The organism is Mesonia oceanica, assembly GCF_902499555.1.
Lineage (GTDB): Bacteria > Bacteroidota > Bacteroidia > Flavobacteriales > Flavobacteriaceae > Mesonia > Mesonia oceanica.
In genome coordinates this window covers 1-22,220 of the sequence record NZ_CABVMM010000006.1, presented here as the reverse complement: position 1 = coordinate 22,220, position 22,220 = coordinate 1, and the positions used below count along the sequence as shown (strand labels likewise).

At 32.0% G+C, this 22,220-nt stretch carries 26 protein-coding genes and 3 pseudogenes; 3 read left to right on the top strand and 26 right to left on the bottom strand.

Annotated elements, in window-relative coordinates:
- Nucleotides 1-157: 157 nt before the first annotated feature.
- From FVB9532_RS08330 to FVB9532_RS08300, 7 genes are all read right to left on the bottom strand, one after another.
- Nucleotides 158-1,933: a MutS-related protein gene (locus tag FVB9532_RS08330; RefSeq protein ID WP_150544758.1), complete on the bottom strand. Its 1,776-nt coding sequence runs from the start codon at nucleotides 1,931-1,933 to the stop codon at nucleotides 158-160.
- 53 nt (nucleotides 1,934-1,986) lie between these two features.
- Nucleotides 1,987-2,364 (bottom strand): MmcQ/YjbR family DNA-binding protein, encoded by a 378-nt coding sequence (locus FVB9532_RS08325; protein WP_150544757.1) that lies wholly within the window; start codon nucleotides 2,362-2,364, stop codon nucleotides 1,987-1,989.
- 2 nt (nucleotides 2,365-2,366) lie between these two features.
- Nucleotides 2,367-3,245 (bottom strand): pirin family protein, encoded by an 879-nt coding sequence (locus tag FVB9532_RS08320; protein WP_150544756.1) that lies wholly within the window; start codon nucleotides 3,243-3,245, stop codon nucleotides 2,367-2,369.
- Complete coding sequence (locus tag FVB9532_RS08315; RefSeq protein ID WP_150544755.1) at nucleotides 3,238-3,873, bottom strand: DUF4230 domain-containing protein; 636 nt, start codon at nucleotides 3,871-3,873, stop codon at nucleotides 3,238-3,240. The genes FVB9532_RS08320 and FVB9532_RS08315 overlap by 8 nt, the downstream gene beginning before the upstream one ends.
- 2 nt (nucleotides 3,874-3,875) lie before the next feature.
- Nucleotides 3,876-4,226, bottom strand: coding sequence for a DUF4260 domain-containing protein (locus tag FVB9532_RS08310; RefSeq protein WP_150544754.1), 351 nt, complete (start codon nucleotides 4,224-4,226; stop codon nucleotides 3,876-3,878).
- 160 nt (nucleotides 4,227-4,386) lie between these two features.
- A complete protein-coding gene (locus FVB9532_RS08305; protein WP_150544932.1) occupies nucleotides 4,387-5,136 on the bottom strand; it encodes a cyclase family protein in 750 nt (249 codons plus the stop codon).
- 66 nt (nucleotides 5,137-5,202) lie between these two features.
- Nucleotides 5,203-5,388: a DUF3810 domain-containing protein gene (locus FVB9532_RS08300; RefSeq protein ID WP_150544753.1), complete on the bottom strand. Its 186-nt coding sequence runs from the start codon at nucleotides 5,386-5,388 to the stop codon at nucleotides 5,203-5,205.
- Nucleotides 5,389-5,422: 34 nt separating this feature from the next.
- On the opposite strand from FVB9532_RS08300, the gene FVB9532_RS08295 reads away from it, so the two are divergent.
- Nucleotides 5,423-5,809, top strand: a complete 387-nt coding sequence (locus FVB9532_RS08295) for a pyrophosphohydrolase domain-containing protein (protein ID WP_150544752.1) — start codon at nucleotides 5,423-5,425, stop codon at nucleotides 5,807-5,809.
- 242 nt (nucleotides 5,810-6,051) lie between these two features.
- Here FVB9532_RS08295 and FVB9532_RS08290 read toward each other — a convergent pair whose 3' ends face one another.
- Entirely contained in the window at nucleotides 6,052-6,501 is a 450-nt protein-coding gene (locus FVB9532_RS08290) for a serine hydrolase family protein (protein WP_150544751.1), read from the bottom strand.
- 155 nt (nucleotides 6,502-6,656) lie between these two features.
- Nucleotides 6,657-7,382, bottom strand: coding sequence for a DUF4145 domain-containing protein (locus FVB9532_RS08285; RefSeq protein ID WP_150544750.1), 726 nt, complete (start codon nucleotides 7,380-7,382; stop codon nucleotides 6,657-6,659).
- A 193-nt stretch (nucleotides 7,383-7,575) separates the two neighbouring features.
- Here FVB9532_RS08285 and FVB9532_RS08280 point away from each other — a divergent pair, with 193 nt between their 5' ends.
- Nucleotides 7,576-7,752, top strand: coding sequence for a type II toxin-antitoxin system RelB family anti-toxin (locus FVB9532_RS08280; RefSeq protein WP_228482274.1), 177 nt, complete (start codon nucleotides 7,576-7,578; stop codon nucleotides 7,750-7,752).
- 40 nt (nucleotides 7,753-7,792) lie between these two features.
- Here FVB9532_RS08280 and FVB9532_RS08275 read toward each other — a convergent pair whose 3' ends face one another.
- The 7 genes and pseudogenes from FVB9532_RS08275 to FVB9532_RS08240 form a co-directional block, all read right to left on the bottom strand.
- Nucleotides 7,793-8,170, bottom strand: coding sequence for a hypothetical protein (locus tag FVB9532_RS08275; RefSeq protein ID WP_150544748.1), 378 nt, complete (start codon nucleotides 8,168-8,170; stop codon nucleotides 7,793-7,795).
- Between the two features lie 140 nt (nucleotides 8,171-8,310).
- Nucleotides 8,311-8,787 carry a lipocalin-like domain-containing protein gene (locus FVB9532_RS08270; RefSeq protein ID WP_150544747.1) on the bottom strand — a complete coding sequence of 159 codons (477 nt, stop codon included), beginning with the start codon at nucleotides 8,785-8,787 and terminating at the stop codon, nucleotides 8,311-8,313.
- Nucleotides 8,788-8,896: 109 nt separating this feature from the next.
- Nucleotides 8,897-9,685, bottom strand: a complete 789-nt coding sequence (locus tag FVB9532_RS08265) for a TlpA disulfide reductase family protein (protein ID WP_150544746.1) — start codon at nucleotides 9,683-9,685, stop codon at nucleotides 8,897-8,899.
- A 176-nt stretch (nucleotides 9,686-9,861) separates the two neighbouring features.
- Nucleotides 9,862-10,947, bottom strand: a complete 1,086-nt coding sequence (locus FVB9532_RS08260) for a serine hydrolase domain-containing protein (RefSeq protein WP_150544745.1) — start codon at nucleotides 10,945-10,947, stop codon at nucleotides 9,862-9,864.
- 51 nt (nucleotides 10,948-10,998) lie between these two features.
- On the bottom strand, nucleotides 10,999-11,811 hold the full coding sequence (locus tag FVB9532_RS08255) for a sulfurtransferase (protein WP_150544744.1): 813 nt from the start codon (nucleotides 11,809-11,811) through the stop codon (nucleotides 10,999-11,001).
- 188 nt (nucleotides 11,812-11,999) lie between these two features.
- A pseudogene (locus FVB9532_RS20045) lies at nucleotides 12,000-12,645 on the bottom strand (porin family protein).
- 522 nt (nucleotides 12,646-13,167) lie between these two features.
- Nucleotides 13,168-13,839, bottom strand: coding sequence for a hypothetical protein (locus tag FVB9532_RS08240; protein ID WP_150544741.1), 672 nt, complete (start codon nucleotides 13,837-13,839; stop codon nucleotides 13,168-13,170).
- Between the two features lie 191 nt (nucleotides 13,840-14,030).
- Between FVB9532_RS08240 and FVB9532_RS19710 the strand changes: the two are divergent.
- Nucleotides 14,031-14,135: pseudogene (locus FVB9532_RS19710) on the top strand (IS110 family transposase); the annotation flags it as partial.
- An 18-nt stretch (nucleotides 14,136-14,153) separates the two neighbouring features.
- Here the strand turns inward: FVB9532_RS19710 and FVB9532_RS20040 are convergent.
- The 10 genes and pseudogenes from FVB9532_RS20040 to FVB9532_RS08180 form a co-directional block, all read right to left on the bottom strand.
- Nucleotides 14,154-14,656, bottom strand: a pseudogene (locus FVB9532_RS20040) (GNAT family N-acetyltransferase).
- Nucleotides 14,657-14,684: 28 nt separating this feature from the next.
- Nucleotides 14,685-16,661, bottom strand: coding sequence for a PKD domain-containing protein (locus FVB9532_RS19980; RefSeq protein ID WP_150544738.1), 1,977 nt, complete (start codon nucleotides 16,659-16,661; stop codon nucleotides 14,685-14,687).
- A 509-nt stretch (nucleotides 16,662-17,170) separates the two neighbouring features.
- Nucleotides 17,171-17,461 (bottom strand): hypothetical protein, encoded by a 291-nt coding sequence (locus tag FVB9532_RS08215; RefSeq protein ID WP_150544737.1) that lies wholly within the window; start codon nucleotides 17,459-17,461, stop codon nucleotides 17,171-17,173.
- A 151-nt stretch (nucleotides 17,462-17,612) separates the two neighbouring features.
- Nucleotides 17,613-18,008 carry a hypothetical protein gene (locus FVB9532_RS08210; protein ID WP_150544736.1) on the bottom strand — a complete coding sequence of 132 codons (396 nt, stop codon included), beginning with the start codon at nucleotides 18,006-18,008 and terminating at the stop codon, nucleotides 17,613-17,615.
- A complete protein-coding gene (locus FVB9532_RS08205) occupies nucleotides 17,989-18,447 on the bottom strand; it encodes a hypothetical protein (RefSeq protein ID WP_150544735.1) in 459 nt (152 codons plus the stop codon). The genes FVB9532_RS08210 and FVB9532_RS08205 overlap by 20 nt, the downstream gene beginning before the upstream one ends.
- A 193-nt stretch (nucleotides 18,448-18,640) precedes the next feature.
- Nucleotides 18,641-19,282 carry a hypothetical protein gene (locus FVB9532_RS08200; RefSeq protein ID WP_150544734.1) on the bottom strand — a complete coding sequence of 214 codons (642 nt, stop codon included), beginning with the start codon at nucleotides 19,280-19,282 and terminating at the stop codon, nucleotides 18,641-18,643.
- Nucleotides 19,283-19,443: 161 nt separating this feature from the next.
- Nucleotides 19,444-20,139 (bottom strand): hypothetical protein, encoded by a 696-nt coding sequence (locus tag FVB9532_RS08195; RefSeq protein WP_150544733.1) that lies wholly within the window; start codon nucleotides 20,137-20,139, stop codon nucleotides 19,444-19,446.
- Between the two features lie 41 nt (nucleotides 20,140-20,180).
- Entirely contained in the window at nucleotides 20,181-20,540 is a 360-nt protein-coding gene (locus FVB9532_RS08190) for a hypothetical protein (RefSeq protein WP_150544732.1), read from the bottom strand.
- Entirely contained in the window at nucleotides 20,537-21,001 is a 465-nt protein-coding gene (locus FVB9532_RS08185; protein ID WP_150544731.1) for a hypothetical protein, read from the bottom strand. Before FVB9532_RS08185 ends, FVB9532_RS08190 begins: the two co-directional genes overlap by 4 nt.
- 219 nt (nucleotides 21,002-21,220) lie before the next feature.
- Nucleotides 21,221-21,973, bottom strand: a complete 753-nt coding sequence (locus FVB9532_RS08180; protein WP_150544730.1) for a hypothetical protein — start codon at nucleotides 21,971-21,973, stop codon at nucleotides 21,221-21,223.
- Between the last annotated feature and the right edge of the window lie 247 nt (nucleotides 21,974-22,220).

Here is a 22,220-nt window from a genome sequence, read left to right as displayed (position 1 = left end):
GATCTCATTACGATTTTTTAATTATAATTTTAAAATTTTGACTTATCATCATTCCTCACTTCATCTGGAGTTATATCATAATTAGCAAGGATAACTTTTAAAAAATTTGAAGCTGAAAAATTTTCATTCACCTCAAAAATTAAAATCTTTCTAACCTCTAACTATCCACAATATTCATTTTACGAAGTAAAAACGACGCATTCATATTTTGGCAAATTCCATCTTTAAATCGATAATCAAAATGCAATTCATCGTTGATGATTTCTGCATCAAAATAATGATTTTTCACTTGCGGCAATTCTTTCGCTACTTCACATAAACTTAAATCATGCGTTGCAATGATTCCGGAGGAGTGGGAGTTGACGAGTTTTTCGACAAATTTTCGAGAGCCAATCGCCTTGTCGGTAGAGTTGGTTCCTTTTAAGATTTCATCGAGAATAATAAAGTATTCGTCATTTTTAATTTCATCCACAATAAACTTTAACCGACTTAATTCTGAATAAAAATACGAGGCTTCATCAGCTAAAGAATCTACCGTTCGCATACTTGTGATGAGTTTAATGGGCGAATATTCACAAGTTTTGGCGCAAACCGGAAGTCCCACGTTGGCCATCATAATTTGTAAAGAAACCGTTCTTAGAAAAGTACTTTTCCCCGCCATATTGGCACCGGTGATAATAAAAAATTCTTCTTTATTGATTTGGTAATCGTTGGTCACCGCATCGGTAGGATTGATTAACGGATGTACGGCTTCAGTAGTTTTTAAAATCACTTGATTTTGCTGAATTTTCGGGAAGGTATATTGCTGATGGTTAAAAGCAAAACCTCCCAAGGAATTATAAGCATCAAAAAAATCGATGACTTCAAACCAATTTTCTACGCGATTGTAATGTTGATTCATCCACTGTTCCAATTCATAAGCTTTCCATAAATCCCAAAGCATAAAACCACTTATGGCTTGCCCAAAAAACAATACGTTTTTACGTTCCAACGCATCGATGGTTTTCGAGAATTCTTTTAGCAATAGGGAAGCTTTTTTCTGTTCATCGTGGATACGGTTTTGTTGTTCTTGATTGAATTCAGCTTCAAAAGTTGCTGTTTCAATAAGTTCTAATAACAAATGATACTGTTGAAAAGTGTTTTGCACTTCCCCTAAATAGTGCGAGAGTTCATTCACTTTTTTGGAAAATCTGCCAATAATTAACCAGCCTATCGCAAACCATCCTGCAAAATACCACCAGTGTATGTAATCTAGCGATAAAGCAATAAGTAAACTTAACGAAACAATAGAAAATACTTGAGGTAGCCATTTAAAAATCGATGGTACGAAAGCCTGATAATCGTTCAGCCAATCTAAAATAATTGACGATTTAATTTTAGCTTTTACCATGTTGGCAATCGCGGTGAATTCTTGTCGAAAATCTATTTTTTCTGCAAGTTCCTGAATGCCCTCTTGCTTTTCTTTAATTTGGTGAATATCATTACTGCTTAGTAAATCGGCTAATTTTTGTTTACCCGAAGCGAGTGCCGTACGGTTGAGGTATTGAAAAAACGAACGGTCGCCAAATAAATCGATATCCTGACTAAATTCGTGTTGCGGATTTACAAATTCTTTTCCGTTAGGAAGGTGATGAAAATCCCGTTGAAGAACTTTGATTTCTGTTTCGTTCAATGCAATAAGCTGTTTCAACTTTTCTTTTTCCTGCTGCAAGTCCGTATGCCTGGAGACTAAAAATAAGAAACCAGCGATTCCTAAAAAGATAAAGAGTAAAACCAGGGAGGTATTTCCGAAAAAGTAATAAACTAAAAAAGCAAAAACTAAGAAAACAGCTAACCGAAGCATACTGGAAGCAAAAAGTTTTTTCTTAATGCTACTTAATGCTGTTTGGTACTGTTCAATTTTATCTTGATAAACCGATAAAGGTGATTTCATGAATTCTCTGTTGAAGTGTATTTACTGCTAAAATACAGAACTTCCCGAAGAATTTATGATTCCATATCCTTTAATTCCTGCTTTTGTTTTTTGGTAAGTTTACTCACCACCAATTCATAACTGTGGGTAATAAAATGTTTGATTTGTTTTTCAGTAAGTTGCGGTCCGTTGATCACTACGGTGTTCCAATGTTTTTTGCTCATATGGTATCCGCCGTAAATTTCTTCGGGATATTTTTCACGAAGTTCAATGGCCTTATCCGGATCGCATTTTAAGTTGATGGCAGCATTTCCCAATTCCCATTTTTCTAGTCCTACTAACGCAAACATTTTTCCCATCACTTTAAACACCAAGGTATCTTCATCAAAAGGAAAATCTTCTGTGACACCTTTATAGCTTAAACAATATTCGCGAAGTTGTAAAATATCCATCGTTAAAAAGTAATATCGGGTAAAGGCACAAAATCTGTTTCTCCGGGAACTTTAGGGAATTCCTGTTTCTCCCATTTTTCCCGTGCTTCCCGAATGGTTTCTTTGGAAGAAGCAACAAAATTCCAATGGATAAAGCGCTCTTCAGGAAAGGTTTCTCCTCCAAAAATATAAACGGTGGTATTGGCTTCCATTTCAAACTCGCACAAAGAAGCATCTTTCGCTACTAAAATTTGTTTAGGTTCGTATTCGTAGCCTTCGTTAAATACTTTTCCTTCTAAAATATACAAAGCACTTTCTCCGAATAAATGTTCACCAATGGCTACTTTTTGGCGTTGGGTACTTTTAATTTCAATAAAATATAAATCGCTATGCACGGGAACAGGAGAAGATTTCCCGAAAGCTCTCCCGGCAATAAGCTTATAATGAAGTCCGTTTTCTTCCCAACTGGGAATATCTTTAGCATCTACGTGCGCAAAGGAAGGTGCTGTTTTTTCTAGTTCTTTAGGGAGTGCTACCCAGATTTGCAGTCCGTGTAAGTTTTTTTCTTGCTCACGAAGCTTTTCCGGAGTTCTTTCTGAATGAACAATCCCTATGCCGGCGGTCATCCAATTGACGGCTCCGGGATTAATCTGTATTTCGGTGCCTAAACTATCTTTATGAATAATGCTGCCTTCAAATAAAAACGTTAAGGTAGAAAGCCCAATATGCGGATGTGGGGGAACATCTAAATTTTCTCCGGCTTTTAAATGTGCCGGCCCCATATGGTCGATAAATGCGAACGGTCCTACCATTCTTTTTTGCCGAAAAGGCAATAAGCGGCCCACCATAAAATTACCAATATCGGCAGCGCGCTCTTCTATAATGAGCTGAAGGTTAGACATCTTTTAAAATTTTGGTTTTGTTTTCTAAACTTAGGTTTTCTTGCTGAATTTCTAAGGCAGAATAATCTAATTTCCAGTTGATGGTTTCTACCAATTTTTCAATAAGTTGAATGGTGTCCATCGCTTGGGAAGAAGCTTCTTTAAGCAAGCCACTGTTGGGAATTTTATCAACGATGTGTTGTTTGGCCTCCCGGTTAATATCGGTTAAATCTGAAGAAGTAAATGGGTTGGCCCAGCCTTCGCGTTTATCGTAATATTTAAAATCGGTTTCGATGGTGAGCAGCTCCGGCTGCGGAAAATTACTGAGGTAGATGGTTTTCTTTTCTACATCAGAATTCATTTTAATTTTGGTTAAATCAAAACCCACATGGGCTTTGGCTTCAATAAGCACCAAGGCTTTTTTGCTTCCTAAAAAAAGATTAAGCCATTTATCTTTTACATTGTGGTAATGATAGATTTCAGAAAAGTCGCCTTCTACCGTAATAAATTTACAAACGGCCCTAATTTTTTCCATTAACACCACCGACTGTTTTTCTTCTTTTCCCTTCCGTTTGGAAGAGTTAAAAAGCGAGTAAATAAAATACGCTGCAATAGCACCGGCGGCTAAACCTATAAAGAGTAATTCCATAGTTAGTTTCCTATTTCTCCCAGATGTGTAAATTTAAACCCTTTTTTTAATTTAAGTCCATAACCCAGCATTCTATCGAAACTGGAATGTGAAAAAAGTACAATTCCTATCATCTGTACGATTTCAGAAGTTAAAAAAATTCCGAGGAAATAAATAGCGATAGCCACAAATTTATGATGAAATAGATTATAACTCATCGCACCAACCTTATTGTTGACGGCATAGCCTAGCATCCCAATATCGGGCGCAAAAAATAAACCGATGAACCACCACCACGATAAATGGAGTTGAGAAAATAGGTAGATGCCGAGGAGGAGCATCGCGAGTTCTTCGAGTTTTAATGAGGTTTTCATTTTGATTAAAAAGTGGTTTAAGTTAGATCATTTACTTTTTTCATTTGAATAATCTATTAGGATGAGATACTGGAAACTACTTCGACAAGCTCAATGTGACCATTCTTTAAAATTTCAATTTCAAAACATCACCGTAACAATTTCCCCTCCTTGGGAGGGATTAGGAGAGTATTTTATAAAGCACCGGTTTGCTTGGTGTTGCATCATTTTTTATAGAAGCAATTTGCAAGTTCAGCAAATAATGGCCGTCTTCAATTTTATTAGAAACATAGATAAGTTCAGTAATCGTAGCATCCAGTCGAGTGTTTTCCGGATAATTCCAAAAAGCACGGTGGGCAAGGAGCAGTCCGTCATCCTTTTCTTTATCTACCGAAGGTAAATCAATCAGTAGGTGTTTAATTCCACATTCCCGAATATAAATAGCTGCTTCTTCCAATACATACGGCCAGTTAGTGTGGCTGTGTTTTTGTTGTCTTTTCTTTTTGGTATTGGGTAAAGTTCTAATCACCAAAGCTTCCGCTTCATTTTTCGCTACATAGCGTTGAAGTTGCTTTTTAGAAATCACGAAATCTTCCCCGTAATTTTCAGGCGCTACAGAAATAACTTTGGCTGTAAAGAAAAACTGCTTTAACGCTTTGTTCACACTGTAAAACTCCTCAGAAATATGACCAACAGATTCCGTATGGGTTCCGTGGGCGTGGGGATTAAATTGAATGTTATTAAAATTTACCGAAGCCCCTTCTGTTACTTTGGCAATCCATTTTCCTTCCTTTACCGGTTCGATGATAGGTTGCTCTAAATACCAAGCAATCGGGTTGTTTTCATCACCGCTTAAGGTGATTGAAATATCGAGTGGTTGCGCTAAATCTACCTTAATGGTTTCTTGATCGAGTTGAATAGTGGTAATCATATGCTTTTTTTGTTCAAGTCCCAATATAACTAATTCAGTAGAAAAGCAAGTAAAACGAATGTAGTCTTAGCGTAAATAAGTTTTTATCACAAAGAGGATGGCGATAAATAAAAGAAATCCCGCTAAGATTAATAAACTGCCTTTGTAGTGTTTTTTATGGAGTTGAATGTCTTTGCGGTAGCTAATGATCATGATGATGACAAAAGCAATCACAAAAAAAACAGCGAACATCCATTGGCCTTGGCTAAACATTTTTTCTATTTTTAGGCAAAATTAATCTATTATTATGAAGAAACGTATCGACGCCGTAAAAGAATTTCATACCGCTTTTGGCTTGGGCTATAAAGAAGAATTAACCGCTAGTTTGGGAGAAGCTAAAAATTTGCTTCGTTTTAACCTGATGAAAGAAGAAAACGAAGAATACCTAGAAGCTGCCAACAATAATGATATGGTAGAAGTGGCCGATGCGCTTGGCGATATGCTATACATTCTCTGTGGGACGATTATCGAACATGGGATGCAACATAAAATAGAAGAGGTGTTTGAAGAAATACAGCGTAGCAATATGAGCAAACTGGGTGCCGATGGAAAACCCATTTACCGCGAAGATGGCAAGGTTTTAAAAGGTCCCAATTATTTTAAACCCGATATTCAACAGATTTTAGAAAAGTAGGGTGTTGCCTACGGCCGGGCTATCCGTTGCAAGTCCGCAGTAAAAGCATAAAAAACCAAAGCCTAGCAAAAGCTTCTTGCGTCGCTCTTGCTAGGCTTGTTTTTTTAGCTGCTTTTGCTTTACGGGCTTTTCACTTCTATCCCTAACACGGGAGGAGTTAGGTGGTAGGTTTTAGGGATTAGGTTTTAGGTGGTAGGTTTTTGGATTTTAGTTTAGTTTTTGTTGTGGTTCCGTTTTTTGGTTTAATAAAACTTATGTGAGATAATATTACCTCCGTTTTTTATAAAATCAGAAATTGATTCCTTGTCAATTTGTAGAGATTCACCAGCACTGTCTGAAATATCTTGATAATAATTTTTGTAGGGTTTAACTCTTTTCCAATAATTTCTGTAGGATTCAAAAAGTTTCTTTTTTTGAGAACAATTTTCACTTCTTATCCACTTTATATATTTAAGGTCATTTCTATTTAATTCGGAGTTAATTCTTTTAACCCATTCTACATTTTTATCGGAAGAATATTCTTTTGAATTCAATATTGATATAACAATTTCATTTTCGATATTGCTTGTTAAAGATACCATTCCAGTTGTCATAGAATCAACATCAGCTGAAAAAACCAAGTGAGGAAAAGTTTTATTGGATTTTAATGATTTGAGCCAAATTATATAGCCTGGGATATTTTCAGTTTTCATCATTCGGTTTTTTTATTCAAAATGAAACATAAAGGCATTTTATAATTGTCAGTTGTGGATTGATTTAAACTAAGATAGTTAAAATTTCAGACTTGTATGTTCAAGGTATTGTGTTCGAAAATATATAATCGATATTGCTGGATATATCTTTTAGTTTATCTTCTTAATTTATCTTTTGCTAAACTTTCAATTCTTTCTGTTGTTTTTATGTAGATTTTATCTAATACTAATTCTAAAATTTCAAAAGCATCTAAAATATCTTTAGTTTCTGATTTATGATTATGACTTCCTTTGTTTCCTATAATTTTTAGAGCTAAAAGTAATTCACATAACTTACGTTTAGTTTTACTATAATGCGCTATTCGTTGGTGAAGATTAGGAATTAATTTCAGTTTACCATTTTTTAATCTTTTTTTTGGTGCTTTTATATCATCTAAGATTAATTCTATTGAAGTTCTAATTTTATTAGCACAAGTATTATTATCATAAAAGTAATGTGCGAAGGCTAAATCTACTTGTTCAATTATTTGTTTGGGTATTAGGGTTGGTAAATCGAACATTCTCAAATTTGGATAAAAGAATTTTGGTTTATTAATGGATACTTCTTTTATATCATATTCCCCATTGGGTAGCTCAATTTCTTCTAATATATTTGTTAAAAGTAATCCATTTACAGAAAGTATAGCATCACATTTATTGCATTTTAAAATCCCACAAAATAAATTATCAATTCCGTATGGATAGCCATATCTTGATAATTCTTTGCCACCTTCCGTTATTTGAGAAATTTTATTTTGACCAATCAAACTGCCAGAAAAACATTTTGGACAAGGAAAAATTCCATTTCGAAATGTTTTATGTTCCCAAATTTTTCTATTCATTTTAATTTTTAGTAAACAGTTTTGTATAAATTTTATTTGGGAATAATTAGATACTAAGTTAACCAAAATTTCTTACTTCATACTTCTGTACCGTTTGAGAAGAAATAGGAATTTACTTGACGAAATTATCGTATAATTCATTGACATTTGTTCTGTGGATAAAGAACAACTTAAAAAGAAAGTCGGTCAGCGTATGGTTGAGTTAAGAACCCAAAAGGGCTGGAGTCAGTCTGATTTGGCCCGTGCTTGCCATAAAGATAGACAAGCCATTGAAAAGTTAGAGAACGGAAAAGTGAACCCAACTATTTATTCGCTGTTGGAAATTGCCCAGGCGTTGGAGGTAGAGTTAAGGGAGTTGGTTTCTTTTTGAGTAGGGGAGGTTGTTCTCCCATTATTTTTGAAACGGTTCTTTATTTTTTGGTAAGTTTAATTACTAACTCATTCAATTCATTTCGTTCAGCATCATCTTTTACAATGTATTCCTTTGATAAATACCCCTTTTTCCAAATTTTAATTTTTGGTTCTAAATCAGGGCACATTCCATAATTATTAGAATTCATAAAAAAATGACCTGAAGAATCAGTTTCAAATATTCTATTGACAGTTATAGAGTCGGATGATTTACTGTAATCATAACTCTTAATATTAAGAAACTCTACCTTAGCACCAATAATTGGTTTTTCAGTCTTTGAATCTACGATATTACCATATACAACAATCCAACAATCACAGGATTGTAAGACTAATATTATCAAAACTGAAATCGTAAACACTTTGTTTTTTACCATAGAGTTTTAAAATTTATATATTTAGTATTTTTATTCTATGAAAGAGAGTGATTATTAGTGAATAACAAATAACAATCCTAAATGAATTCGTAGGTGATCTAATCTGCTATAATTCCGGTTATATATAGTTATTTCAAGTATTATTTTCGATTATAAATTAGTACGTATTTTTCTCTATCAGCAATAGTCATAGATTCATTAGAATAAATCAATATTTTTTTCTGTATAGGTTTTTGGTAATAAAACCCATCTTTTCTTTTCGTGACAATTTCTGCTTTTTTCAAATAAGATAAGTATGGGCTATCAGGTTCAATTTGCAATTCAAGATTTATTTCATTCTTTTCTTTGTCAAAAAACCAAGTCCCGAATGAAGTGTTTAAAGGGTTAAAACTTTTATAAGTTCCATCTTTATTAAAAATATAACTATCGCGATTTACATTTTCTATTACCGTATCTCGACCAAATCTAGTTAGAGGTATTTTGGTTTGCTTTTCTCCGTTTTCATCTTGTAGTTCGATAAATGTCCACTCTCCGATTAAATCGGATTCAGTGATTTTTTGAGAAAAACCAATTTGGAATTTAAGTATAATTAATAATGTGAAAACAATTTTTTTCATATTGTTCTTACAGATTTGTATGACAGTAAATAGTATGTGGTTAAAAATCAAAATAAATTAATTTTTCTAAGAATTAGAAACTTGGGCAAAGATCTCTTAACAAGCAGTTTTATTCTTGAAGCAGTTTTTGTATTTCTGCAGCTAATTTGTCTACGTTTCCTTCTGAATTTCCAATAGAAATATAGTTTATAATTCCATGTTGGTCAATGATGAAACTTTTTGGTATTGCTCCAGTTGCATATTGATTCCAAATTTCTTTTTGGGGATCAATACCCACATTAAAGTCAACTCCGTATTTTTTCATCTTGTCCATTTTCTTCTCAACTTTTTCTTGGCTTTCTCCTATAGCTATTGGGATTAAAACAAAATCTTTATCTTTAAAGGGTTCAATTATTTTTTCTGGAAATTCTGCAAATTCCATAAGGCAAGGAGCGCACCAAGTAGCCCAATAATTTAGGAGAACAACCTTTCCTTTTAACTCTGAAAGATTGATTTTCTGACCGTCAATCATTTGGACTGTAAATTGAGAGGCAGTATCGTTAATATTTAATTTTAATTCGTTATTTCGATTTTTTACTGCGGAAATCTTTTTATTATCTAAAGTTGCTTTCTTTTGACGTTCTGCTTTTTCTTTTTCGGTTAATAAATCTATGATAATTACAAACTCCCTATCTCCAATTTTATCGCCGAATTTTTCTGCAAGTTCATTACGTTTTTCTTCGGTTACACCTTTATTCATTCCTTTAATCAATCCTTGTTGTCCTAATTCTCCAAGTTTTTCTTTAGTTATTACCTGATTGTTGGCAATGATTACGTATTCTGGTTTCTTAATATCTTTTTCTTGCGCCAATAGTGTAAACCCATAAAGTGCGAAGATTAATACAATAAGTTTTTTCATAGTTGTTTTATTAGTTTAAAATTGGATGGAGGCGTTTTTTCAATTATAGGAAGCGTTATGCTTTAGTTTTCGGGTTAAGGTTAAAGGTAACTAAAAGAAGTGAATTTGGAGTAGGCGTATTTTGTTAGCATGCCATAAAGCGCAATTTTCGTGATAGTCTTTTATAGTTATGCTTATTAATTATTCTTTAGTTCTTTACCTGCCAGTAAATTTTTAAAGAAATCAGCTACTTTAGAAGCACCTGTTTTTCCTCCGTCATCGATATTGGATAAAATGACCACGGTATAATGATCATTCATAAAATCCATTAATTCGCAGTGTATTCCATACCATCCACCGCTGTGCCCAATTATAGTTTGATTGTAGCGATTATCAATATCAATTCCATATCCTAAATGTGTATTATAGCCTTTCACTTTAGGTTCTAACATCAAATCTGTTGTTTCTTTCGTTAATAATTTATGGTTTCTTAAAGCTTTTGAGAATTTAAACAAATCTTCCACTGTTGAGTAGTAGAATCCAGCTGGAGAAGCTTTAGTTAAGTAATATTCGTTTTTCTTTAAATTTTTATTTTGACCAAATTGAGAAGTATAACCACTGGCTTTATTTTTTACAATGGAATCCACTTGAATTTCAGAAGTTGATTCCATGTGAGATGGTTTAAGAATATGCTTTCTAATATAATCGTAATAATTTTCGCCGGAAACTTTTTCGATGATTAATCCTAAAACCACGAATCCGCTGCCGCTATAATCATATTTCGTTCCTGGTTTGGATAGTAAAGTGTCATTTGAAAAAAGTGGAATAAAATCGGAGATTTCTTTATAGTCGGTATTTTTGATTTTATCTAAATCAGTAACGTAAAAGTTGTTTAATCCTGATGTATGGGTTAATAGCTGGTGTACTGTTACTGAGTTTCTAACAATTTCGTTAGGGTAATCTGGTAAATACTTTCCTATTGGTGTGTTAAGATCTATTTTACCTTGCTCATATAGTTGTAAAGCTGCCACAGCGGTAAACATTTTTGTAATGGAAGCGATATTGAATTTAGTATCAATTTTGTTTTTTACATCGTATTCTATACTGGAAAGTCCATAGGCTTTTTGAGCTATAATCGTATCGTTATGTGCTACCAATATGGTCCCTGAAAAATCTGATTTATTTAAGCTATCTAAATAATTCTTAATTTGAGAATTTGTGGTTTGAGAATAGATGGAGATGGTGGTAAAGGTTAAAATTAGTAAAATAAGATGAGGTCTCATATATTTTGAATTTATTAGAATCTAGGTGTTTTATTGTAGAGATAACTTTTCTTACTGAACTAAACTAGCCCATTCGGTCCAAGAACCATCATAGACTGATTTATTATTATTTAGCACCAATTCACTTGCTAGATAAACTATACACGCTGTTACTCCCGACCCACAACTAAAAATTAGTTCTTTAGATTCAGTATTTACTTTTTTAAATATTAACTTGAGTTCACTTTTTTCTTTAAATTTCCCAGCATTTAAAACATATTCAAATGGAATATTTTTGGAATTTGGTATGTTTCCACTTCTTAAATTTTTTCTTGGTTCTTCTTCTTTTCCGCTAAACCTTCCGGGAGTTCGTGCATCAATAAGTAATGAGTTTTTATTATTTAAATTACTTTTTACGTTCTCTATGTCGGAAATCATATTTTTCTGAAAATCAGATTTAAAATTTCCTTTGATATAAACTGGGCTATAATCTTTTTGAATAGGAAAATTTTTATTCATCCATTCAGGAAGACCTCCATTTAAAACAGATACATTTTTATGTCCCATAATTTTGAACATCCACCAAGCTCTGGCACTCGTGTAAATACCAATATCGTCATAAAGAACTACATAACTTGATTTATTTATGCCAATCTTTCTAGCATTAATTTCAAATTGATTCGGATTAGGTAAAGTATTAGGAAATTTTGAGTTTTTTTCGCTAAAATCATTTTTAAGATCAAAATATCTAGCTCCTTTAATCTTTATATTTTGGTATTTAGACTCTATTCCGGCTTTGTTAGATTTAGTACTACAATCTAAGATTATCAAATTTTCATTTTCTAATTCTTCTTTTAATTGTTCTGCACTTATGATTATATGCATTGGTAACGAAATGTAGTTAAGAAATAGTGTAAAGCGGTTTTGTATAATCGTCAGTCACGGATAAATATACAAAGTTTTTTGGTTTAGCCCTGACGATAGCAATTCCGAGTCGATTCAGTTTACACTGAGTAGGGTGGAAGTGTAGTCGAATCTGCTGTAATCTCAGGTACCATTGTTGGCAAGCGTTGTTATATTCCTAAATTCCAACCTAAAATTAATTTTAAAGTATTGGTTTTTACAGTTCCATTAACGTGTTTTGGAACTCCACCGGTATCTATAATTCCGAAATCATCTCTTATTTCAATTGTGATGTCATTTTTCTCATTTAGAGATATATTTGTGCCAATTCCAATAGAGAGTCCGAAATCTAATTTTTTCTGTTCTGTTACTACCTCACTGTCCTCATTAGGATAATCGGGTTTTATTTTATTATTTAGTAAATAATTAAAAAATGGACCACCATTTGCAAAAAAAAATAGAGTTCCCGAACTCATATTTTAATAAAACAGGAATATTTATATATTCATAAATTTCTTTAAAATCTTCTGTCCCAATTTCCTCTGCATTGTAGGTATAATAAGTCAATTCTAGTTTTTTTATTTTTCTTTCGTAATTAATGTTTGCTTTTAATGATAGATTTTGTTTTAAATAATAGTCGAAAGAAATACCTAATAGATATCCAACCTTAAAATTATTATATTTAGCATATTCATTTCCTCTAATATCTGGGTAATTCAATCCTGTGTTTATTCCGATTTTTAATTCATTTTGAGCACTTAATTTGACTGAAAAAATTAATCCAATTACAATCAACAACAATTTTTTTTTGTTCATTTAATTTTAAGGTTTTGAGTGAGTTTCAATGTTTGTCATCATGCAAATAAACACTATTGCGTTTATTTAAAGTTTATCGATTATTCAAATATAAATAATCTAAAAAGAGATTATATTTCTTTTTCATAGAGGTTGTAGGTAGATAAAGATAATTTTTTGATTCTCTCAGCAGCCTCTTTAAATAATTCTAAAACCTTGGTTTTTTCTATTTGTTTAAAATTAAATTCCATTTTTTATTTTAATCTTTCTTTTGGAAAATGCGATGAATAGCCAACTAACGATACTCCAAAATATGCGGTTCGCGGGAGTTGTATTCGTCTAACGAGAAGAGGTTATGGAAACTTTACGAGTTAAAATTTAAATAGATAATAGGTGATAAATAAATATTACTTTTTACATTGTTTTCAGATAATTATATTCTGCGTTTAAGATGTATTGTAACTAAAATGCATTTAAAAAATAAGGTATGATAAAAGCAGATTAAAAAAATTAGCTGTATAACATTTTGGTGGATAATTTTATTTATTCCAATTTCTCTACTCTTTTTTGTAATTCAAGAAACTTGGTTTTTAAGGATTTTAGAGATTCATTTTCTTCTTCAAGTTTTTCAATTTTAGAATTTTGAAATTTTAGTTGCTTTTCTTGCTCAATTGTATAAAGGGTTAATTCCTCTATTTTTTGAAGTAATTTAGCATCCATTTCCCCTAAGAAAATTCCATTTTTCTCTACTTCTTTAGCACTTGGGATATCTTTTAAGTGTCCTTTTTCTTTAATATGGTTTTCTACTTCTACCAATGTTGGTAAATTATAGTTTTTATGGAAAACAAAATCAGACCAAGCTGTTTCCACTTTTACTTCTTTGGCTCTCACTTTTCCATTGACAGCCAATTTCCAACCATTGGGGTCGTATGTCCCAATTCCTACATTTCCGTTTGGAATTGTAAACCTTTTAGCGCCATTTTCTAGACTTATTATGAAATTTGTTAAATCTGAATTAAATCCTACATAAGCTTTTCTAATCCCAGAACTATTTTTCCATTGTGTATATAGCCAGCCATCATCTAAAGTTTGGAAATTCACTATTCCATCTGAGCTAGATTTAACTGTTAAAGTTCCATTAACTACCTGATTTTGAGCATTCATTTTGATAATGATTCCTAATAATAGTGATAGGAATAAAATCTTTGCTTTCATAATAATTCTTAATTAAGAAGATTAGTTATAAAGCAATATAGTAAAAATTTATATATGTAAAGTAGTTAAGGGAAATATGGTGTATTAAATCATACTCTTATATGATAAAATTGTAGTTGAATTCATAGACATGCTGTTTGTGAATGATGAAAATTTGAAAAGAAAGTCAGTCAATTTATGGTTGAGGGAAGGCTTTAATTGCCGTATGCAACAAGCTACTAAAACAAGCTTTTGCCATTGCGAAATCAGGGTTGATTTATGACGATGCTTATAGAAGTAATTTAGTAAAAAACTAACCTAGATTTACTTGTTTTTTACCACAGTACTTTGTTGTACGCCGTTATTATCTTCTTTTCCATACAATGAAACGGATATTCTCTTTCTGGGAAATTGACGCTTATACGTATAAAATAATTTCGTTTCTTGTAGAATTCAATTACTCTCATATTTTGGCTATTAACATCTAATCTTATAGAAGAGTAATTATTCTCTTTTGCAAAACTTTCAGCAAAGTCCATCAATTTTGTGCGTATCCTTTTTTCTGATATTTTGGGTCGATTACAAGTCGATGAATGACTAATACTTTTGAATTATTAAATTCCCATTTAATCGACTCATATTTGGCTTCTTGTTCCTCACTTATGTTTATTGCTCCAATAATTTTTTGATTGCTTTTTAATGTATAAAGAACATTTTTTCTTAAATCATTTTCAATGATTGAGATTGTCGGATAATTATCTGTCCATTGATAAATTCCATTATTTTCTAAATCGATTTTACCATTTAGATAAATTTGATATAATTTTTTTAAAAGCACCAGTTTACTACACTACCAAGTATCAGTACTATTTTTTAAATAGTTTTATTACTTCCGAGGTATTGTTTTCATCTGATATTTGTAAAAAGTAAACCCCAGGTGTAAGGTAGCCAAAATATAATGTTGCATTACCAGAATCAATGTTGCCTTTGCTTATTTTGCTACCTAAAACAGTATAAATTGTATAAGATAAAGCTTTTTTAGTTGTAATGTTTATAATATCGTTAACTGGGTTGGGGTACACGGTTGCTAATGCATTTTTAAATAGCTCAGTACTTAAACTGGTAGCTTCTACTTCAGTGCAATACTCTTCGTTTCCGCAGTCATTGGTTACTGTTAAACAAACATTATAAGTCCCGGGATTGCTATAAGCGTATTCCGGATTTTCTTCTTCGGATGTTTGCCCATCACCAAAGTTCCACGAAATAGTATCATAAGGTGTTGTTCCTGTATAGCTAAATGAAAAGGTACTTCCGTTTTGTGTATCAGGAGTCACTCCAAAAGAGGGTTGTGGCATACTGCAATCACAGTTTTGCGAACCATATTTTGCAATAAAAAAATCCCATCCCTGTGCACCATCTGCCAGAGTAGTATCGCCTATATACAGTAAATTGTCAAATCTGCCACCCATATAATAGCTCCCATAAGTATCGGCAGTTATTGCATTCCCATAATCCCAATAACCAGCATTACCTTCAATATCTATAAGTCCTATAATATTACCATCTTGTTTGTTAAAACGTGCTAAATAAATATCATATCCTTCATTTGTTTCCTGTACCAATTCTAGTTCATCCCATGTTAATATACCAAAGCCTCCTGTTACGGCAACTTCATCAGCTTTTACAGTAATACCATATGCTGATGTTGAGCTATTTATGGTAGAACCATTAGTAGTCCATATAAATTCGCCTTGAGCATTTAATTTAACGATGTATGGAAACCCTCCGTTTGTTGGAGATGTAAAGGTTGTTTCTCCTAAGCTATTTCCATCAAAAGTACTCCCGGATAGGTAAATAGCACCATCACTATCTATACACATATCTGAAATGTCTGCAGAACCTTGTTGTATAGTAGAAACTATTTTCCATAAAAAGTTACCGTCTTCGTTAAAAGCAGCCAAAAACGAGTTGTTATCTACCACCTCACCATTAATATCCATATCTACTATATCTGTATTTATTTTATTACATACAATATAGAAATTGTTGTTGTTTTGGTCTAAAGCCAACTTCATATCTGGAATTGAGTTCATGGGAGAATTTTCTATAGGTTGCATTTCTGATTCGGATGCTGCTATAAAATTACCATCTGTGTCATATTTAAAAATAAAAAGATTATTTCCTTCCAGTGTATTTACAAAAGCCCCATCAGCATAAGTGCCCGGCGGGATGAAACAAAGCCAATAGCTATTACCCTCATCATCTACCTGAAAATCCAGCGATTTACTATTGATTAATGCATCTGTATAGCTTATGTCTTCAGGTTGTGGCATATTCATCCACAATAACTCTCCTTCAGAGCTGTATTTTACAATAAAAAGATTTTGCTTGTTCAGGTCAACTGAAGAAGAAGAGGTGGGAAGTACAATGTCATACCCTGTTTCTCCTCCAAAATAAGCTTCTCCGTTTCTTTTAATTTTCCCTACGGCATAAATGTTTCCTTCGGCATCAACTTGTATGCGTTGTATTTCATCGGTACCGGGTCCGCCTATAACCCTTGACCATCGGTACTCTCCACTACAACTAAAACTTGATATCATATAATCGATACCGCTAAAACCTTCTTTACTTACACCGGCTACCTGCAAACCGTTTACCCCTACATTCGAAAGGCTATATACATTACCATCATAATCGGTAACCATACATTTAACGGTTTCACTATTAGCGTTATCTGAATCAAAACTCCCTCCGCTAATAGCCCATTGCCAAGATTGGGCATTACTTATAGTGGTTATAAGGAATAAACTTAAAGCTAATTTTAAAAAATATTTTTTTTTCATACGCTTGAATTTTAAAACTTGAGGTAAATATAATGTATTCCACCTGCGTTGATAAAAAGTTCGTCTACATTAATTTCAGTACATACCACTTCTTCAAATAAGTCATTATCATTGCCTGATACTGGTTCAGTTATAGCTATTGGTAAGCCTGACTTCATAGTCAATTTTACAATTAAAACAACTATAAACAAAAAACTCCTACCTAAGTAAAAGTATTTTATTCTGTATGATATATTAAACTAACTTCTTCTAATATAATAAGAGCTAATAATAGCTGAGTTCAATTCGTAATACAACACGGCATCAATTTTTTAGTAAAGCGGCAGTATGGTAAAGTTAAAGGAATGTCTCCAGACAGATCCAAAACTCATGTTAGACTTGAAAGTGGAGGCATTTTAAGTGTCGATAGAAAAACAGTAGGTCAAACAAAAATGACTGAACTGATTTAAATAAGAAAAATCTAATACAAAACTATGATTCGGTGTAAACTGATATATAGTTACCATAATTTAATAAAACGTCTGCATTGGACCATCTATTATAACCCATTCGTCAATCCCCTTTGCAGCATTTTTTAAATCGTCTTTAGGCATAAAACCAATGGAAGCTAAATAAGTTCTATCTTTTGCAATCAATTTACATTTGTTGTCTTTTTTAGCCTCAATGGCTTGAAGCTGATTGTAATATTTTGCTGTAGTTAACCCAGGAAGAGTATTGTTAACTTGACTTGGTGACATTGATGTTGTACAAGAAGAAAGACATAGAATCAAAATTATCGTGCTAAAAAATATGTGTTTCATGTTAATCATATTTTTAAATTGTAGATAATGTATTTACTTTTAGCTAGATATGTGTTTTAGGAACCAATTTAGCAAATAAAAACTGAACCTGCCAGCCGGCAGGCTGGTAGAAAATCCGCGAGGATTTTCAGAAGTAGGTGAGAACAAGCAATTACTTATAGCCAGTGTTGTAGCACGTTTTTATTTTTGTTATCCAGTTATTTTTGTTTTCAATAATATCACTCGGTAATTCATTAATTTCGTTCTGTTCAATTTTCTCTAAACAAGCAGATAATATTGTTTTAGTTCCACTAATTTGTAGAATTTCATTTTGGTCTGGTTTTCCAAATTCCAATGTTATAAACGACGACCAAATTCCAACACGATATTGATATTCGATTATAAATTCAGCGAAACTTTGGAGTCCAATATCTTGTATTATTTCTTTTCCAAGTTCAATAATTGCTTTGTACTCGTCAGAGTCAGATTTACTAAAGTCAAAAGGATGAATTCCTAGTGAATAAAGGTTTTTACATCCGAATAGAAAATCAGTCATTTTGGTGGCCATCTACAATTGTAATTTTATCTACAGTTCCATCATAAAGATTGAAAACAATATATGGTCCGTTTTCAATTTTTATTGTAAACGAATCTTTGTCAATTCCATTTTGCGCTTTCCAATTCAGTTGCAAGTGATTGACAAAGCTGATTATTTTATGAATTTTACTTTTAGATTTGATTTTAAAATTTTCAAAAAGAGAAATATCATATTTTTTATATTCTAAATTGGGAAACTCAAATGGCTTTTCAATCAGTTTAAATTCTATTGCCATTTCATTAATTATGTCATCAGTAAATCCATAGCGATATTCTCCGTAATGTATATAACCGTAATTTTTTTCTCCGCTAACATTTGTTGGCTTTCCCAAAATCGAATATAGTTCGTCGATTTTCATTCCCATTTTTATTCCATTCAGAGTTTTTCCTCCTTTTAAAAATTCAATCATATTTCATTATGCGATTTTTTTTTTCAAATGTGCTACAACGTTTTTGCATATGGTTTGTTGCGTGGTTTAAGCAACTAATTTAGTAAATACAAACCGAACCTGCCTGCCAGCAGTCAGGGATAGCAAATTTGCGAGGACTTTCCGAGAGGAAAGTCAGAAGCAATGAACTATAGCCGGTGTTGTACAACGTTTTTTATTTTATTATTTGTCCGATTAAGTCCGTGTCGATTTTCTCGGTGTTTAATTTTATATATCGATAGGATTTGACTTTTGAATTTTCAAGTTCTAAAATCAAAACTTTGTTTTTGTTCGAGTAGGCAATTCCATTGTCAAAAGTCAGATAGTCATTTCCAAATTCAGATTCCAATTCCGTTTTAGTTAGTCCAACAAGATTTGCTTTGCCTAAATCGGAATCTTTATTAAAAACTCTCAATTCTATTAGGGTTTCAGTTTGGTCATCGTATTTATGTTTATTTTCTCCGTGTTTGAAAACTATGATTTGGTCTATTTTTCTTGGGTTGTCAAATTTTTCGGCTGGGTAATAATAAACATAGAAAATAGAGTCTTTTGTTTTTGGATTGAAATAGAATTCAGTTCCGTTAGTTACACTTGTCGTAACATTTCTACTTTTCTTTTCCTTAAAATTTTGTAACTCAATTGGGTTTTTAAGAAAAGAAGTCAGATTTTGATTTTTCAGATACTTTTCTTTTTCAGCCTTATCTGGTTCAGGAAGCAACTCAAATCTGTCTGATTTCGGTTCATTGGGTTTTCTTTCAGTTACATCTTTGCAACTTAATAAAGCGAGAAATAATATCGTTAAAATTGTAATTTTCATTTTATGGGTAAATGTTGTATAACGTCTCCTGCTATGGGTATTTGCATGGTTTAGCACTAAACTTTACAAGCCTGCCTACCGGTAGGCAGGTACACACCAAACTGAAAATCCGCGAGGATTTTCAGAAGCAGGCGAGAATAAGCAATTACTTATAGCCAATGTTAGCTTTTCGTTTTTATACGTTTTACAATGTCGTATTTTTCAAATTTTTCTTTAACAACCAAACTATTATTCTCCAAATAATAAAACATTGATTGAAGATATAAATCAACTTTTTTAAGGTAATCGGAATTCAAACGATTCTTGTTTTCTGCATTTTCTAGATAGTCAAGACATCTTTTCAAGAAAATAAAAACTCCATCAAAATCTCTTCCTTGAAAAAGGAAAATAGAATGATTTACATAAGTCACTAAATAATATTCTGGTATATTTCTTCTAAAATATCGTTTTGGAACAGTTTTATTAAATACCTTAATCCAATAGTTAATGTCAAATTCAATTTTTCTTTTAGTGTTTAACTGCTTGAATTCATCTAATTTTTCAAAGAATAAGTCAAAAGCCTTTTCTTCATCATTTCCACACTTTTCAAGTAATAATTCGTGAAATCTTGGTCCAGAAGATAGTGGAATATTAGGCTGTCCACTCAACCACCACTTAAACTCATTAAAATCAGGGTCTCCGTCATTATATATTTGTTCTCCACTATAATTTTTATTAGCATAAACCCAGTATCCCCAAAGATAATTTTCTAAAGCTGTGATTGATTTAGAGGTAAGAGCAATAAGAGGACGAATCCTTATATGTTCAAGGTTTTCGTAAATCTTATATCCATTGATAATTTTTATTTCTTCGCTCATCTTAAATGAAAGCTAACGTTTTTTTATATATATTGTAGGCATTAGTACTTTTTCTGTTCAATTTGGTATTCAAAAAGTTGATATTGTTTTCCTTGATGATCGTAAACTATCTCCTTAATTAGTTGATTTTCTTTATTGTAATAATATTCGATAGTATTATTGTTGACACTAAAATCAACATTATCATCGAGCGGGTATTGATTGCTTTCAAGAGTTTTTTTTGAAAGGTTACCATTTTCATATTGATAAGATTCTATAAAATACACACTATCCTTTATTCTTTCAATTTGTTTTATTCGGCCATCATCATCATAAGAATATTTTCCAAAAAGAAGAGTGTCGGTTTTGTTTATTTTAAATTCTTTATCAATCTTTCCATTTTTATAGGTATATGTTTTCATAAAATATTAGAATTTCTAATAAGTTCTTTGATAAGTCGATTCTGAGAATCATAGAATCTATTTTGGAGTACGTTTGCTGTATCTATATCAGCAAGTGAATCAAGCGTTCTCAAAGAACCAATCGGATTCTTATTCTCATCATACTTGATAAACTCCCAAATTCCAGCATTACAATTATGAAACCTGCAATGATTTATCTTGATTAATTGACCTTCAGTATTGTAAAAATATTGCGCGTGAAATTCGCCCCACATTTCTTCAATCAATTTTTCTTCCTTGTAAAACTCTAATTCAATTAAACGAACATTATCATCGTAAGAAACCTTTTTTTCAATGCTATAATCATATTCTATTTTATCTTTATAGTGGTTGACACTTTCCGGATTAAGTAAAATACTTTGATCTTGATTACAGCTAATTGTAGTCAGGATTAAAATCAGAAGTAAATATGATTTTTGCAAAGGGTTTAGTATTAATGACCGCTGTTTTGTGTATGTCTCGTAGCTTGCAAATTAGCGATTACTTTTCGGTTGAGCACGAGCCGAATTTTTAAATTTTCTTATTACTTTTTCTTTTCAATAAGCCAAATTAAAAAATTTGGCGGAATTCGCAAATATACCTGAACTTCTGATTAGGCAACTAATTAGTTGTGAGATGTATACGGTGTTAGCAATAGGTTTTTATTCCGAACAGTAATATTCATTACCATTTTTATCAATATAACCTTGTTTATTATCTTGTTTCTCAAAAAATGCTAGGTTTTGTTCAAATTCTCCCAGTTCTTTGTACTTAGGCTTTTTTGAGATTTTATAATAAAATTTTAAATCATTTTTGGTTAGCCTAACTAATCCTCCAATTACTTCTATATTGTCATAAAATTTTACTTTTCCGTTTTCTAAAATTCCTTTTCTACCATTTTTAATAATGATAGGAGTTGTAGATAAGCCTGATAATCCATTGATCATATTGCGATTATCTGAAAAATAAATATTGTCAATTTCATTTTTTTTAATTGAGTCAATTTTTTTACTAATGATTTTTTTCTCAAAGTCAATTATTTCCATAGTATCCTTTTTAATAAAAAAATATCCATTTTTTTCAGTTATTTCATATTTGGGAGTAAAGTCGGTGGTAAATCCACAAATTACTAGAGGTTCAAATTTAATTTCTTCAAGTAAAGAGTTATAGTATTTAATTTCGCAATTTCCTGTCAAAACCTGAAATCTCACACCTGAAATAACCTTAGCAAATTTAAGATTGTTTATTCTAATTGAGTTTCCATTTTCTGGTTGATAATCTAAACTATAACTTTTGGCTTCTTTGTCAAATAATATTTCTACGCCGTAATATTCTCTTACAACTTCATATCTGCCATTTTGGGAATACAAAACCGATGACAATAAAAATAATATGTATATGAATTTGTTTTTCATTTTAACTTGTTGCTAGCGGTCTCGTATAATCGTCAGTTACGGTTTAAATTAGCGATTATTTTTCTGTTTAGCAATTCCGAGTGGATTGCTTCGCCAGTTCGCATTTCGTGCTCGTGCCGGACGTAGTCAAATCCTCCGTAATTGCGGTTAGCATCTATGTAAAAGCAGCAGATCCAGTATCTTTAAAGTTCACCAAAACAATAAGACCTGCCCGCTCGGCAGGCGGGTATAAAAACTGTACCCACTG